Annotated in this window: 12 protein-coding genes and 1 tRNA gene; 6 read left to right on the forward strand and 7 right to left on the reverse strand. The window is 61.9% G+C overall.

Annotation, left to right across the window (positions count from 1 at the left end):
• Positions 1-24 precede the first annotated feature (24 nt).
• Positions 25-2,394: a phosphoketolase gene (locus EEB13_RS26995; protein WP_141486606.1), complete on the reverse strand. Its 2,370-nt coding sequence runs from the start codon at positions 2,392-2,394 to the stop codon at positions 25-27.
• A 198-nt stretch (positions 2,395-2,592) separates the two neighbouring features.
• Here EEB13_RS26995 and EEB13_RS27000 point away from each other — a divergent pair.
• From EEB13_RS27000 to EEB13_RS27015, 4 genes are all read left to right on the forward strand, one after another.
• Positions 2,593-2,668 (forward strand) — tRNA-Arg (locus tag EEB13_RS27000).
• A gap of 83 nt (positions 2,669-2,751) precedes the next feature.
• Entirely contained in the window at positions 2,752-3,678 is a 927-nt protein-coding gene (locus EEB13_RS27005) for a LysR substrate-binding domain-containing protein (protein ID WP_033236088.1), read from the forward strand.
• A gap of 128 nt (positions 3,679-3,806) precedes the next feature.
• Positions 3,807-5,117, forward strand: a complete 1,311-nt coding sequence (locus EEB13_RS27010) for an MFS transporter (protein ID WP_033236087.1) — start codon at positions 3,807-3,809, stop codon at positions 5,115-5,117.
• 2 nt (positions 5,118-5,119) lie between these two features.
• Positions 5,120-6,982 (forward strand): FAD-dependent monooxygenase, encoded by a 1,863-nt coding sequence (locus EEB13_RS27015; RefSeq protein ID WP_141486607.1) that lies wholly within the window; start codon positions 5,120-5,122, stop codon positions 6,980-6,982.
• Positions 6,983-7,039: 57 nt separating this feature from the next.
• Here the strand turns inward: EEB13_RS27015 and EEB13_RS27020 are convergent, their stop codons facing one another.
• Entirely contained in the window at positions 7,040-8,554 is a 1,515-nt protein-coding gene (locus tag EEB13_RS27020; protein ID WP_141486608.1) for an MFS transporter, read from the reverse strand.
• Between the two features lie 85 nt (positions 8,555-8,639).
• Here EEB13_RS27020 and EEB13_RS27025 point away from each other — a divergent pair, with 85 nt between their 5' ends.
• The gene (locus tag EEB13_RS27025) at positions 8,640-9,017 is read left to right on the forward strand and encodes a MarR family winged helix-turn-helix transcriptional regulator (RefSeq protein ID WP_092807575.1); all 378 of its coding nucleotides are present in this window, start codon (positions 8,640-8,642) and stop codon (positions 9,015-9,017) included.
• 235 nt (positions 9,018-9,252) lie between these two features.
• Positions 9,253-10,401: a N(5)-(carboxyethyl)ornithine synthase gene (locus EEB13_RS27030; protein WP_095888641.1), complete on the forward strand. Its 1,149-nt coding sequence runs from the start codon at positions 9,253-9,255 to the stop codon at positions 10,399-10,401.
• Positions 10,402-10,408: 7 nt separating this feature from the next.
• On the opposite strand, the gene EEB13_RS27035 is transcribed toward EEB13_RS27030, so the two are convergent.
• The 5 genes from EEB13_RS27035 to EEB13_RS27055 form a co-directional block, all read right to left on the reverse strand.
• Positions 10,409-10,780 (reverse strand): limonene-1,2-epoxide hydrolase family protein, encoded by a 372-nt coding sequence (locus EEB13_RS27035; RefSeq protein WP_141486609.1) that lies wholly within the window; start codon positions 10,778-10,780, stop codon positions 10,409-10,411.
• Positions 10,777-11,922, reverse strand: coding sequence for a 3'(2'),5'-bisphosphate nucleotidase CysQ (locus EEB13_RS27040; RefSeq protein WP_141486610.1), 1,146 nt, complete (start codon positions 11,920-11,922; stop codon positions 10,777-10,779). Before EEB13_RS27040 ends, EEB13_RS27035 begins: the two co-directional genes overlap by 4 nt.
• The gene (cysC, locus tag EEB13_RS27045) at positions 11,919-13,763 is read right to left on the reverse strand and encodes an adenylyl-sulfate kinase (protein WP_141486611.1); all 1,845 of its coding nucleotides are present in this window, start codon (positions 13,761-13,763) and stop codon (positions 11,919-11,921) included. The genes EEB13_RS27040 and cysC overlap by 4 nt, the downstream gene beginning before the upstream one ends.
• Positions 13,763-14,689, reverse strand: coding sequence for a sulfate adenylyltransferase subunit CysD (gene cysD / locus EEB13_RS27050; RefSeq protein WP_092807641.1), 927 nt, complete (start codon positions 14,687-14,689; stop codon positions 13,763-13,765). The genes cysC and cysD overlap by 1 nt, the downstream gene beginning before the upstream one ends.
• Positions 14,690-14,782: 93 nt before the next feature.
• Positions 14,783-15,706, reverse strand: a complete 924-nt coding sequence (locus tag EEB13_RS27055; RefSeq protein WP_141486612.1) for a helix-turn-helix domain-containing protein — start codon at positions 15,704-15,706, stop codon at positions 14,783-14,785.
• Between the last annotated feature and the right edge of the window lie 90 nt (positions 15,707-15,796).

Here is a 15,796-nt window from a genome sequence, read left to right on the forward strand (position 1 = left end):
AACTGGGCCTGGTCCTGATCTACTTCAGGACCAGGTCCAGTTTTCTATTTCCGGCATGTCCTCGAGGTGTTCGACGATGTAGCGGGAATGCTTCTCCAGCTGCGACCGACAGAATTCGGCCAGCTCCGGAGATCCGGCCGTTCGCCGCTTCGAGCGTCGTAGTGCCTCGATCACCAGGTGGTAGCGGCTCATCTTGTTGAGCACGACCATGTCGAACGGTGTTGTGGTGGTTCCTTGTTCACTGAATCCCCGAACGTGGAAACGCTCCGGCGACGGCCGCCCGTGCATGAGCTCGTGAATTGCGCGGGAGTAGCCGTGGAACGCGAACACGACGTCGGTCTGCGCGGTGAACAGATCGAGGAAGATTCGCTCACCGAATCCGTGTGGGTGCTCGGTCGGCGTCAGCAACGCCATGAGGTCGACGACGTTGACCACCCGCACCCGTAGGTCCGGAGTGTGCTCTCGGAGCAGTTGGGCGGCGGCAAGAATTTCTTGTGTCGGAACGTCTCCCGCTGCCGCGAGCACAACATCCGGCTCTTCGCCGTGAACTTCCGTTCCCGCCCACTCCCACACCGAAGCACCGGCAGCGCAGTGCGCGTGTGCCTGCTCGAGTGTGAGGTACTGCAGATGTGGCTGCTTGTCGACGACGATCAGATTCACGTGATCAGTGCTGCGCAGGCAGTGATCCGAAATCGACAGCAACGTGTTGGAGTCCGGCGGCAGCCACACACGGATAACACTGGGCGCCAAAGGAATCACGGCGTCGATCATTCCCGGGCCCTGATGGCTGAAACCGTTGTGATCGTTACGCCAACACGTACTTGTGAGCAGTACGTTGAGCGACGCCACCGGAGCGCGCCACGGCAATTCGACTGCATGTTGGAGCCATTTGGCGTGCTGGATGAGCATCGAGACGCTCACCATCGCAAAGGCCTCGTAGCTGGCGAACATTCCGTGCCGGCCGGACAACAGATAGCCTTCGAGCCAACCCTCACACAGGTGCTCGCTGAGCACTTCCATGACTCGTCCGTCTGTGGAGAGTCCGTCGTCGAATTCGGTGATCGGCAATTGCCAACAGCGCTCTGTTGTCTCGAAGACGGCGCCGAGTCGGTTACTCGACGTCTCGTCCGGACAGAAGAGTCGGAAGATTCCGCCGCCGTCGTCGGTTTCGGTGGCGGCGTAGATGTCTCGGAGCAATTCTCCGAGTACCCGGGTGGTCTCGTGGAACGTCGAACCCGGCGATTCGATGGGGAGCGCGTACTTCTCGAGGGCCGGCACGGGAAGGTCGACGCGCAGGCGCCCACCGTTGGCGTACGGCGTGCTGCCCATCCGCTTGTCGCCGGCAGGGGCCAACGCGGCCAGGTCGGGTCGCAATGATCCGTTTGCGTCGAACAACTCGTCCGGCCGGTAGGAACGCATCCATTCTTCGAGTTGGCGCAGGTGCGCTTCGTTGGTGCGCACTCCCGACAGCGGCACTTGATGCGCCCAGTGGGTACCTTCCACCAATTTCCCGTCAACCGTGTGCGGCCCTGTCCACCCCTTGGGCGTGCGCAGGACAATCGCCGGCCATTTACCCGACCACTCCTTGCCGCCGCGCGCCTTCGCCTGCCGATCACGAATCATGTTGTGAGCATTGACTATTGCTCGGTACAACTGCGGGAAGACCGCACCGGGATCATCTCCGGACACAACAACGGGATCCCACCCCTGACCGCTGAGAAACGCCTTGACATCCTCGTCGCTGCTGCGCCCGTACACCGTCGGTCCCGCGATCTTGGCGCCGTTGACGTGCAGGATCGGCAGCACCGCTCCATCGCGACGCGGATTGAGGAAGGCCGGGAGTTTCCACGATCCCGACAACGGACCCGTTTCCGCCTCACCGTCACCGATGACACATGCCACCAACAAGTCCGGATGGTCGAACGCGGCGCCCGCCGCGTGTGCGAGCGCGTACCCCAACTCGCCACCTTCGTGAATGCTGCCGGGAGTCTGCACGCTGACGTGACTCGGCACACCGCCAGGAGCCGAGAACCGTCGGCACATCCGATGAATACCCTCACCGTCCGCCGGTACGTCGGGATAGATCTCCGAGTACGTCCCTTCCAGGTACGTCGACGCGACCAATGCCGGTCCGCCGTGTCCGGGCCCCGTCACGTACAGCCAATCCGCGTCGGTGGCAACGATGTGCCGATTCAGCAACGTGTAGATCATCGACAAACCCGGACTGGTTCCCCAATGCCCGAGCAGTCGGGGTTTGATGTGCTTCGCTTGCAACGGTTCTCGCAGCAAAGTGTTGTCCTGCAGGTAAATCTGCGCGACGGTCAGATAGTTCGCGGCTGCCCACCACTGCAGGTCCAGCTCGAGATCGTCGTCGGAATACTGATGATCGGTCATCGTCGACTCCCGTACTTCACGAGGGTGCCCGAGCGGTCCGCCCGAACCTGTGCCCAGAGGCGAGCCTAGGTGCAAACCGCACGGATGTCTTAGTTACCGACGCTCGACGCATTCTTATGTGGGGCCGGTTTGACCACATGCGGGTGTGATGCGCTACGCTAACGCAGCCCAAGTCGGCACACCGATTTTTATCGGTGCGCCCCCGTAGCTCAGGGGATAGAGCGTTCGCCTCCGGAGCGAAAGGCCGCAGGTTCGAATCCTGCCGGGGGCACCACGACAGCGCAGGTTTTCTTACCGGCTGCGCGTCTCGGTGCCACATTTTTCGGGCCTCATTTCTCAGCGACTACCGTTGGCAGCATGCCGCGCCGCGATTCTGCCCCGACCTACACGATGCGTCAGCTTGCCGCGTTTGTGGCGGTAGCAGAGACCGGAACCATCACCGCTGCCGCCGATCTCATGCACCTCTCCCCCTCGGCACTGTCAGCGTCCATCACCGAACTCGAACGCGCCCTGAAAGTTCAACTGTGCGTTCGTCGTCGATCATTCGGCGTTCAACTGACTCGCACCGGCGAATCCGTTCTGGTGCGCGCACGCGCCCTCCTGCAACAGGCCGACGAACTCGAGTCCGACGCACTCGGAACTGCCGGCACCGTTTCCGGGCCCATTGCGATCGGGTGCTACCCCGCATTGGGGCCGACAATTCTGCCGTCGATGATCGCCGGCTTCACACGCACCTACCCGGCAACACAGGTGGAGTTTCGCGAGGACAACCAGAACCGACTGCAGACCCATCTGGAAAACGGCGAGTTGGATCTTGCGATCGCGTACGACCTGGATCTCTCGTCGGAACTGCGCACGATTCCGTTGACCACCCGACAACCTCTGATCGTCTTGGGCGCCGAGCACCCGTTGGCGCAATCGGAGAACCCCATTCATCTCCCTGATCTCGCCAAGTTTCCGATGGTCCTCCTCAACGCGCCACCGAGCACCAAACACGCACTCGACGTGTGTCGCCTCGGCGGGTTCGTCCCGGACGTTGCCTACCGAACCGGGAACTTCGAGACGGCGCGAGCCTTTGTCGGGCGCGGTCTCGGCTGGACGCTCCTGCTCCAACGCCCGAAGATGGACATTACGTACGAGGGCCTCGAGGTAGTCGTTAAAACGATCGGATCGCCTGCAGTTCCTTCGGTGGACGTAGTGCTCGCCTGGCACCAGGACGCGCGCCTCAGTCGAGTGGCACGAAGTTTTATAGAATTCGTTTCACAGCAGGACGATCGGCAATAACGACCCGACCAGGACAAATCTCTCCTTCCATCATTTTTCCGTGGAAGAACCTCCAATTCTTTAGCTTTTCAAGTGTTGTGGCGCGCGTCATTGTGTCTTCAAGCGATATTCATGTCGAAAGGCAATTCATGACCTCCACCGCCACGCCGCATACGGTGCGCGCTGCCGCGAGCGCCAAAGCGCGCAAAGCCGCCCTCGGCAGCTTTGTCGGCACCGCCATCGAGTGGTACGACTTCTTCATCTACGGCACCGCTGCGGCGCTTGTACTCGGCACGCAGTTCTTCCCCGGCACGTCCGAACTCGCCGGAACCTTGGCCGCCTTCGCGACACTCGCCGTAGGATTCATCGCGCGCCCCATCGGCGGAATCGTGATGGGACATTTCGGCGACCGCATCGGACGCAAGTCCATGCTCGTACTCTCGCTGCTCCTGATGGGCGGCGCGACCGTTGCCATCGGCCTGCTGCCGAATTACGACTCGATCGGTGTCTTTGCGCCCGTCCTCCTCGTGACATTCCGCTTCATCCAGGGCCTGGGCGTCGGCGGCGAATGGGGTGGAGCAGTCCTGGTTGCGACCGAAAATGCACCAGAAGGCAAGAAGGGCCTCTACGGCGCGGCGCCGCAGATCGGCGTTCCGGCCGGTGTGCTGATGGCCAACCTCGTGTACCTGCCGCTCGCCGCGTTCATGGACGACAGCACCTTCAACTCCTGGGGTTGGCGAATTCCGTTCCTGCTCAGCGCTGTTCTGGTGGGCGTCGCGATGTGGATTCGACTCGGACTCGAGGAAAGTGACGAGTTCACCGCGTCCAAGGACGACGCTCCTGCGGAGACACTGCCGATCCTCGAGGTGCTGACCAAGCACTGGAAGACCGTGCTGCTCGCCGGTGGCACCTTCATCGCCACCAACGGAATCGCGTACGCGTACATGGTGTACGTCCTCAAGTACGGCGAGAAGGAACTCGGATTCAGCAAGACCACGATGCTGTTCCTGCTCATCGCGTCCTGCCCCTTCTGGATGGCCGGAATGGCATTCAGCGCGCACAAGTCGGACTCGATCGGACGCCGAACCGTCTACATCCGTAGCTCCATCGCGTTGGTCGTCGCCGCGGCAGCATTCTTCCCGCTCATGGACACCGCGATCATCCCGGCGATGTTGTTTGCGATGATCGGCCTTGGCTTCACGCTCGGCTGCTGCGCCGGCCCACAATCCGCGCTGTTCGCCGAACTGTTCCCCGCCCACATCCGCTACAGCGGAGCGTCGCTCGGCTACCAGATCGGTGCCATCCTCGGCGGCGGCCTGGCCCCGATGATCGCCACCGCACTCTTTGCCGGATTCGGCACGTCGCTCGCCATCACCGTCTACTTCGTGGGAATCGCCGTGATCAGCCTCGTCTCGATCCTGTTGCTCCCCGAACCTTCTGCCGCACAGAAAGCCTCGTGATCATGTCGACTTACTTTCATCCGAAGAAGTACGCCGCCGAGGATTTTGCGTCCCTGGCTCCGTCGGCCGACGCGCTCCCGGTAGTGATCGTCGGCGCCGGCCCCGTCGGCATGGGCGTTGCCATGGGCTTGGCCCAGCGCGGCATTCCCGTCACAATTCTCGAAGCGGCAGATCAGGTTTCGTTCGGCAGCCGCGCGATCTGCGTGTCGCGGCACAGCCTCGAAGTTGCCGAGCGTCTCGGCTTCGGCGCCGAACTCGAAGACATCGTTCTGCCGTGGGTGGGTGGCCGGAGCTACTACCGTGATCAGGAAGTGCTGCACTTCCGTATGGCCTCCGCCGATCACGACGCGCGCGGCCCCATGGTCAACGTGTCGCAATCCGAGTTCGAGCAGATCATGACGGACAAGCTGCTCGCTCACCCCCTCGTGAACTTCCACTGGTCGTCGTCGATCGCGGGCATCGCAACCGGCGACGACGAGGTGACGTTGACCGTCGACACCGCGTTCGGAACTCGCGAACTGCGTGCCGCCTGGGTCGTTGCCGCCGACGGTGGCCGTAGCAAGATGCGCGAACTCAGCGGAATCCGCCTGCAGGGCAACAGCTACGAGGGCAACTACGTCATCGCGGACATTCATTGGGAATCGGAACTACCGGCCGAGCGTCTGGTGTGGTTCGACGCGCCGAGCAACCCGGGTTCCACGATCATCATGCACCGCCAGCCGCGTGACATCTGGCGCATCGACTACCAACTCGACGCGTCGGACGATCCCGAAGCGGAGACGCAGGAAGATCGCATCCGCGACCGCATCACGCGCCACCTCGAATGGCTGCAGAGCGACATCCCGTGGACCCTCGAGTGGTTCGGTTTCTACCGCGCTCATGCACTGGCCTTGGAAGATTTCACGCACGGCCGCGTGCTGTTTGCCGGCGACGCAGCGCATCTCGTCCCTATCTTCGGTGTTCGTGGCCTCAACTCCGGCATGGAAGACGCCGAAACCCTGGTGTGGCAGTTGGCCTCCGTCATCAACGAAGCGTCCGATACCGCCATCCTCGACGCGTACTCGACGGAACGTCGCAGCGCGTGGCAGCAGAACGTCGACAATGCAGGCAAGTCGACGCTCATCATGTCCCCGGGTAGCCACGGACACCGAACCACTCGCGACGCGGTGCTCGAACTCGCCACCACTCGAGGCGAATTTGCGCACCTGATCAATCCGCGCCAGTCGAGCGCAACACACGCCCACCTCTCACCGCTGACGTGGCCAACCACTCCCGGCACCCAAGGCGTCCTGCCCGGCGATCCGCTCGAAGACAGGATCGTCGAGGTCTCGGCGGGCGGCTCGGAAACCTCCTTGAATCGTTTGCGCGGTACGGGATTCGGTGTGCTGGCCTTCGGCCTGTCGGCTGAATTGGCTTCCGAACTCGCCGCGCAGGCCGACGTTCTTGCTCGCGCACTTGCACCGGAAACCGTGCGGGTAATCACCGTGGGCGGTGCCGATGCCACGGTCGACGACGCTAGCGGCGACCTCGCGGCTGCACTCGGTGCTCGCGTCGGCGAGATCTTCGTGATCCGCCCCGACGGCTTGGTGCTGTGCCGGATCAGCGATCCCGCACAATTGGGCGATGTAGCCAAGCATCTCACCGCCGGAACTGCGCCGACCCACTTCGACGCAGCAGTGTCAGTGACAGCTGCAGCGGTCGGAGACGATGCCCGTCGTGAGCACGTGTGGTTGGCACTCTCCAACGCACTCGATCAGGCCGAGCCGGCTGATCGTGAAGGCATGTTGGTGCGCCTGGCCATGATCCTCGGCTCGCAGGCGAGCACTGCCGACTTCGACAGTGCTGTTGGGTCCGCTTCGCGTTAGTCCACGATTCACACGTTCAGCCGCGCAGGAATTCTCCTGCGCGGCTGAACTTTTTTACTAGGAGACGGGCGTCAACTCCTTCTCCGCATCGGCGCGCCTGCCACGCACCGATCTTCCCCGTACCAAGGGCGAAACGGTGATGGCCAAGCCCACCAGCGCGACGCCGGTAACCAGGATCAGTCCGGGATGGAACTGTTGAAACCCGGCAGTCCCCGCGCCAGTCGCGGTATGCGAGCCAGCGGTGACCAGAGCCGTCGTCAGTGCCAGCACAAGGGCCGCACCGACCTGAGCCGACGTGTTCACCAGACCCGAGGCCAAACCTTGCTCCGAGTCGTCGACGCCAGAGGTTGCCTGAGCCATGATCGAGGTGTAACCCAAGGCAAATCCGAGGCCGAGCAGAATGACGCTGGGCAGAATTGCCACAACGTATGACGGTGAATCACTCCCGGCAAACAGGAACCAGAGGTACCCGACGCTCAGCGACGTCAGTGCCGCGATGATGAGTCTGGCACTGCCGTACAGGTCGACCGACCGTCCGACAAACGGCGAACCGAAGGCAACGATGATGCCGGCGGGGAGCAGTGCCATCGCCATCTTCAGGGGCGACCAGCCGAGGGCGGACTGCAGGAAGATCGTCATCATGAACTGGAAGCTCAGATAGGACCCGAAGAGCGCGATGATGGCGAGATTCGCGCGGACGATGCTGCCGACGCGCAGAAGTCCAAGGCGCACAAGCGGATGTGCCACCTTCTTCTCCACGACAAAGAACGTCGCCAAGAGCACCGCTGCCACGGCAAACGACCCCAAAGTCATCGGGTGCGCCCAACCACGAGTCGGAGCCGAGACCATCGTGTAGACCGTGAGCAGCATTCCCGTCACCAACGTGACGGCGCCAACCAGGTCGTGTCCGCCGTTGTCCGCGGGACGGTCCCGCGGAATGAGGAAGTACCCACCGATCAGCGCGATGACAGCGAAGGGCACCGGCATCAGGAACGTGAATCTCCAACCGGCGCTGGTCAACAGCCCGCCGAGAATCAGTCCGGACGAGTAGCCGCTGGCACCGAATACCGAGAACACGGACAGCGCCCGGTTACGGGCCGGGCCTTCTTTGAACGTCGTGGTGAGGATGGACATCGCGGTCGGAGCGGTGAACGCGGCAGCGAGCCCCTTCACGAATCGTGATGCGATCAGCAGTGTTCCGTTGTCGACGAGGCCACCGACCAGCGAGGCGATTGCGAACACGGTGAGAGCGATCAGGAAGACCTTCCTACGCCCGAGGAGGTCGGCGGTGCGTCCACCCAGTAGCAGCAGTCCGCCGAATCCGAGGACGTAGCCGTTGATGATCCACTGCAGCGAAGTAGTGGACAGGCCCAGTTCATCGCCGATGGACGGTAGAGCGACGCCCACCATCGACACGTCGAGACCGTCGAGGAACAACACGAGGCAGAGCACCGCGAGGATGCCCCACAGCTTGAGGGACCAACCCTCCCCTGTGGCCGGATCCGTGGATTCCGTAGAACCCGGGGATTCCGGCGAATCGAATGGTTTGAGTGTCGAGTCTGTGCAAGTCACGTCAGCGAGAATAGATGCACATGCACTTAATGCACAAGCATTTAATGCAATTGCACGTAATCGAGTCTTCAACTAGAATGCGGTCGTGACGTCGGAATCCGAATTGCGCAACACCTGGCGCTCGCTGTCGACCAGCTACAACGACATCGCATGCGAACTCGATCGCCAGATGCAGTCTGCGCATGGCCTGAGCATGAGCGACTTCGAGGCTCTCGACCGACTCATGGACACCTCGTGTGAGCGTCCACGGATGCAGGATCTGGCCTCGGAGATGTACCTGAGTCCCAGTGCGCTCTCCCGCAGCGTCGCCCGTCTCGAGAAGGCCGGACTGGTTCAGCGAGCACTGTGCGAGGCTGACCGGCGCGGAGTCTTCATCGACGTCACCGACAAAGGGCGCGATGTCCACTCGGATGCCAGCAAAATTCAACTGGCCGTGCTGAATTCACACCTGCGCGCGCAATAGCCCTTACTCACTCGACCGTACCGTCGCATGCCCGAACCCCGGGCGATCAACGAACCCGGCTAGACTGGCCTGGTACCGACGCGCTTTTCTGACGCCGTCGGCGATCGACAGCAGCGCACCCAGCACGCCCTCAGGCGGTCCTGGTCCAGGCATTCTGCCAGCGTTCCTGCGGCTTCTGCTCTTCCCTCAGGCTCCTGCCTGACATCTCTACCTGCTCCTATCGAGAGATACACAATTGAACAACGTACGCACCCTTGGAGTCATCGGACAGTCGAGCAAACCGGCAGAACGCCGGTTGCCGATCCACCCTGCCCATTTCGATCGGATCGACGCTGAACTTCGCTCGCGCATCTACCTCGAAGAGGGCTACGGCCATGCCTTCGGGTACTCCGACGACACCCTCTCGGGCCTGGTGGCCGGAATCCGCACGCGCAAGGAAATTTTGGCGGAAACCGATGTGGTTCTCCTACCGAAACCGTTGGCGGCCGACCTGGCCGAACTCCGCACCGGCCAGGTGCTCTGGGGCTGGCCGCACTGCGTGCAGGACACCGAACTGACCCAGATCGCGATCGACAAGAAGCTGACTCTCATCGCTTTCGAGGCCATGAACCACTGGCACAGCGACGGATCCTTCAATTTGCATGTCTTCCACAAGAATAACGAGTTGGCGGGCTACAGCTCGGTTCTCCATGCCTTGCAGTTGATCGGTTCCACCGGCGACTACGGGCGACGCCTCACCGCTGCCGTCATCGGTTTCGGTGCCACCGCCCGCGGCGCCGTCACGGCACTCAAGGCGCATGGTATCCATGAAGTCGACGTGCTGACCCAACGCGGCGTCACCGCCGTCAGCTCCCCCATCCACTCGGCTCGGATGGTCTCGTTCGACAACAACAACGGCGATGTTCGCGGCAGTCACGTGATGATCGACAATCACAGCGTGCCGGTTCCCGGCTTCCTCGCCGAGCACGACATCGTCGTCAATTGTGTACTGCAGAACACGGATACACCGCTGACGTTCCTCACCGAGGAAGACCTCGTGAACTTTCAACCCGGCAGCCTCATCGTCGACGTCTCGTGCGACGAAGGAATGGGATTCAGCTGGGCTCGCCCCACCTCGTTCGCGGAGCCGACCTTCATCGTCGGTGACAACATCACCTACTACGGCGTCGATCACAGCCCGTCGTACCTGTGGAACTCCGCATCGTGGGAGATCAGCGAATCACTTCTCCCCTACCTACCTGCCGTCATGGCAGGAGAGACGGCGTGGAAAGCAGACGAGACCTTGGAGCGGGCCATCGAAATCCGTGACGGCGTCATCGTGAATCCGGCCATCACCCGGTTCCAGCACCGCTCACCGGACTACCCACACCCGATTCTGGCGTAGTGAACAATCAGCCCTGGCCGGCTGCCGCCGTGATCGGCGCCATGTCGAAGTAGTCGCGCCAGGCGCTGATTTTCCCGTCACGGACTTCGAACACGCCCATCACCGGTAGCGCTACCTCCGCGCCGTTGATGCTGAAGACGTCGATGCGCTCGTTCATGACTACGTCACCGCCTGAGACCTGACGCTTGGTCCGAAAGTCGATGTTGCCGAAGGCACCCACAAACTGCTCGATGAATGTCCGGACGGCCTCGCGCCCGACCACGGGTTCCATCGGAATATTGTGGTAGACGATGTCATCGGTGAAGTAGTCGACGATCTTCGCGATGTCGGCGTCGGCCCATTCCTTGCAGAATTCGGTGACCAAAGTATCGGGTGTCATTGTGCGTCATCCTTTTTCGGGTGCGGTTCGATAATTGCCATGATGCTTTCGATCTCCCCTGCCGGCATTCCGAAGTACTCGGTGATGAACACCGTGACAGCAGGCGCTTGGCCCGGGGTTCCGAGGTCCATCAGATACCGCGCTACGACGCTTTCGCCCCACTCACGCAGCGCGAGTTCACGTATGGCGACAATTCCGCGGTACTGCTTCCCCTGTTCGAGTTCATTGCTGATGAAAGCGCCGGTGTCACCGGTTCGTTGACCATTCTCCACGCGCCACGCGTCGGCGGCAAAACGGACCTTGGTTGCGTCGTGAGTGAGCAACGCGTTCACGTACTCCCGCGCCATCGCGACGCGTCCGCTGACGGCAGACTCCGTGGAGTGCTTGGCTATTGCACCCAGAATCGACTCGGCCAGCTCTGGTCGGCAGATCACCAGGTCCGGCAGATACGGATGAGATTCGTTGTACGACAACGGCGAACCGTCGATGCGGCTGCAGTGCAGCCCCGCAGCCTGGGCTACACCGACGGGCGCAGCCGAATCCCATTCCCACTGCCCACCGGCGTGGAGGTAGGCGTCGACGTCGCCGCGCACGACGGCCATCGCCTTGGCACCAGCCGAGCCCATGTGCACAACCTCTGCGCCAAGCTCGGCCGCCACCGCATCGGTAAACGCGGGCGGGCGCGAGCCGCTGACAACAATGCGAAGTGGCTGGTTGGCCGGTGCATCCGACACTGCGTCGTTACTCGAGTACACCTGCCCAAGGGCTGGTTGCGACACCGCCGCCGCAGTTATGCCGTGTCCTCGTTCCCAGAGCGCGACGTGCACAGCCCAATCGGAGCGAGCGGGCATCCCGTATTCCTTGGATCCGTCCAGAGGGTCGATGATCCAGACGCGCGAGGCTTCGAGCCTGGTGCGATCGTCGGCGGATTCTTCGGAAAGGACTGCGTCACCAGGACGGGCCTCGGCCAACTGGTCGAGGATGAAGACGTCGGCCGCTTTGTCCCCGCGCCTGCCCAATTCCCGGCCGTCACCGGCGCCAAGACCTTCGGCTCGAATACCGAGAAGGATAGCTCCGGCGGCTTCTGCCAACTGCTTCGCCAACTCGGCGTCGGCAGTTCGGCTGTGCGTTGGTTCGCTCACCTGGCCAACACTTCCATAATTCGCTGTGCCAGTTCGGCAGGCGTTCCGTCTTCGGGCCGAATTACCAGTTCGGCGTGTTCAGGGACCTCGTAGGGATCGTCGACGCCGGTGAAGCCCGTAATCTCCCCCGCCCGCGCCTTTGCGTACATGCCTTTGGGATCCCGCGCCTCGCACTGCTCGATCGGAGTATCGACATACACCTCGACAAAACGCAGACCTGCAGCTTTGTGAGCAGCGCGGACGCGGTCCCGATCCTCTCGGTACGGACTGATCAGACAGGCCACGGCGACTGCGCCGGAATCGGCGAACAACTGCGCCACCGATCCCACCCGCCTCACGTTCTCGGCGCGGTCCTGTGCACTGAATCCCAAATCGGCATTGAGTCCATGTCGAAGGTTGTCCCCGTCGAGTCGGTAGGCGGGGGTACCTGCCGCAACCAGCCTGCGTTCGAGTTCCACTGCGATCGTGGATTTCCCGGAAGCCGAGAGGCCGGTAAGCCACACGGTGGCGCCTGCTGTCGCGCGCTCCTCTCGGGAGACTTCGGAGCTGTGCCAGACGACGTGTGAATCCTTGAGCGTCGGGCCGTTGATCATTCCCGCTGCGACGGTATTTCCGGTGATCTCGTCCACGAGGATGAAGCTGCCGGTGACGCGATTACGACGGTAGGGATCGAACATCAGCGGCTGCTGCGTTTTGATGGCGATGCGCCCGATCTCGTTGAGGGACAGCGCCTCCGCGTTCTCGTCGCGGTGCAGTGTATTGACATCGAGGCGGTAGTCGAGGCGCACAATCTGTGCCTTGGTCGAACGAGTGGTGTGCAGCAACGAGTACCGGTTGTTCTCCGACAGTGTGGTTTGGTCGGTGAGCCAACAGATCATTGCGTCGATCTCCTGGCCTACCTGTGGCCGGTTGTTGATCCGACACAGTTGGTCTCCGCGACTGACGTCGAGATTGTCGCTGAGTTCGATGCAGACGGCGGACGGCGCGAAAGCTTCGGTTATCGCCGTTCCGCCCGGTCCGTGAACGGCCTTGACCGTCGACGTGAAACCCGAAGGGAGAACTACTACTTCGTCGCCTGGCTTGAAGACTCCACTGGCTACTGTCCCGGCGTATCCACGGAAGTCGTGAAGATCTGCATCGGTCTGCTGCTGCGGACGGATGACGTACTGCACCGGGAATCGCGCATCGATGAGATTGCGATCCGACGCGATGTGCACCTGCTCGAGATGGTGTAGCAGCGACGGACCGTCGTACCAGGACATGTTCTCGGTACGCGCAACGATGTTGTCCCCCAACAGCGCCGATACGGGGATGAAGGACAGATCGTGGACGTCGAGCTTGATCGCGAACTGCCGGAACTCTTCCTTGATCTCCTCGAACCGGTCCTGCGACCACCCAACGAGGTCCATCTTGTTCACACACAGCACGAGGTGCGGAATTCCCAAGAGAGTCGACAGAAACGCATGCCGACGTGTTTGTTCGAGCACACCTTTGCGCGCGTCGACCAGGATCAGGGCGAGGTCGGCTGTCGACGCACCGGTGACCATGTTCCGGGTGTACTGCTCATGCCCGGGTGTATCCGCGATGATGAACTTGCGATGCGGAGTGGCAAAATATCGGTGTGCCACATCGATAGTGATGCCCTGCTCGCGCTCGGCGCGCAATCCGTCGGTGAGCAGTGCGAGATTGGCGTACTCGTCACCGCGTTCACGACTGCTGCGTTCGACCGCCTCGAGCTGATCTTCGAAGATTGATTTGGAGTCGTAGAGCAATCGGCCGATGAGCGTCGACTTACCGTCGTCGACGCTGCCCGCGGTCGCGACTCGGAGGAGTTGCGGCATCAGAAGTACCCCTCTTTCTTTCGATCTTCCATGCCGGCCTCGGAGATTCGGTCGTCCGCCCGGGTTGCTCCGCGTTCGGTGATCCGGCTCGCGGCCACCTCTTCGACGACTGCAGCGGCCGTTTCGGCGGACGACTCCACACACCCAGTGCAGGTGGCGTCGCCAACAGTCCGGAAACGCACCAACGCTTCGTACGATTCCTCCCCCGGCCGCAGTTCGAGGAATCGTGTGCGCGCCAACAGCATTCCGTCCCGCGGCACTACCTGCCTTCGGTGGGCGTAGTAGATCTCCGGAAGATTGATCATCTCGCTCTCGATGTACTGCCAGATGTCGAGTTCGGTCCAGTTGGAGAGCGGGAAGATCCGAATATGTTCGCCCTTACGATGTTTGCCGTTGTACAGGTTCCACAGTTCCGGTCGCTGCATCTTGGGATCCCATTGGCCGAATTCGTCCCGGAAACTGAACACTCGTTCTTTTGCTCGCGCCTTCTCTTCGTCCCGGCGAGCTCCACCGAATACGGCGTCGAACTTCCCGTCCCGAATACCGCGGAGCAGTGCGTGAGTTTGCAGACGATTGCGACTCGCCCCGACGCCGGTCTCCTCACTGACCCGACCTGCGTCGATGTCGTCCTGCACGCTGGCGATCACCATGCGCAATCCGAACCGGTCCACGGTTCGATCACGAAACTCGATTACTTCGTCGAAGTTGTGCCCGGTGTCGACATGCATGACGGCAAACGGCAACGGCGCCGGCCAGAAGGCCTTGGCCGCGACATGCAGCATCACCACGGAATCCTTGCCACCGGAGAACAGAAGCACCGGCTTCTCGAAAGTCGCGGCAACTTCCCGGAATACGTGGACTGCCTCGGCCTCGAGCGCCCGTAGGTGGGACAGCTCGTAAGCGGGCGGGGTCTGGAGTGCTGGCATCGCTTCAGCTCCTACTCGGTGCCGGTACATTTTTGTACCGGACTGGTTCGAGAATGAACGCATTCACAGAATAGAACTCGTTCTACCTAGCGGTCAATGACTGCGAACCGGAGCCCGCCCACCCACCTCAGCAGTCACGGCATCGGCAGCCGCCACCAACGCCGTTGCGCGTCGTTCGATCTCGGAACGCGTAATCGAACCGCCAACATAGAGCGTCAACACCAACGCCTGATGACCCTCGGCGTCGTAAGTGGGAGCCGCGATCAACGAAACAGGATGCTCGTCGTCCGAGCTGATGTCTCGCCCGAGATAGACCCGCTCCCCCAGACTCGACACCATTTCGCCGAGCAATTCCCGCACCTCGGACGGAAGATCATGTGTCACAACACCTGCCATCAACGTATGCAGGCGTTGACCGATCGGATCGAGACTCTCCACGAGATATCCCGCGTCACGGCAGTCGCGCACCACAGTCAACAACCGATCCCGATCGAGGCGCACCGGAAGGCTCGGTTCCCGCGCCAGCCAACTCTCGAGATCATGATCGCTTCCCCACAGCACGTACATCAATCCGACCGGCGGAGCGAACGGATACACCTGACCGACCTTTGCCGCTTTCCGTATACCTTCCGGCCCCGTGACTTCGAGAACGCTGATCCGGTCGCCGACCACCGCCGACGCAGTGCAGGTCGTATCGAATTCAGCGCTCAGTTTCTCCAGCTGAGCCCGGGCAATCGGGCCGACGGCAAATCCACGTTGCGCCGCCCGGCCCGCCGCAATCAGCGCCGGACCCAGCCCGTAGGTCTTCACGGCGTCGTCGCGCGTCAGATATCCACGATCCGCCAACACCGTCAGGATTCCCAGCGCGGTCGGCTTACTGATCTCGAGCGTCCTGGCAAGTTCGGACAACCCGAAACGCTGGTCGGGACGCGCCACCAGGTAGTCGAGCACCTGCACGACGCGTTCGGTAGGTGGAGACTGACGGCCCGCCGAATGCGGCTTCTCGAATTCAGCCATTGACCACTCCCTAGAACGCGTTCTATTGTCAGAATACCAAGATCTACCCCATAGGTACATATTTGTACCACGACGCTCTGGGCCGGCAAG

The organism is Rhodococcus sp. WS3 (assembly GCF_003797085.1).
Taxonomy (GTDB): domain Bacteria; phylum Actinomycetota; class Actinomycetes; order Mycobacteriales; family Mycobacteriaceae; genus Rhodococcus_F; species Rhodococcus_F globerula.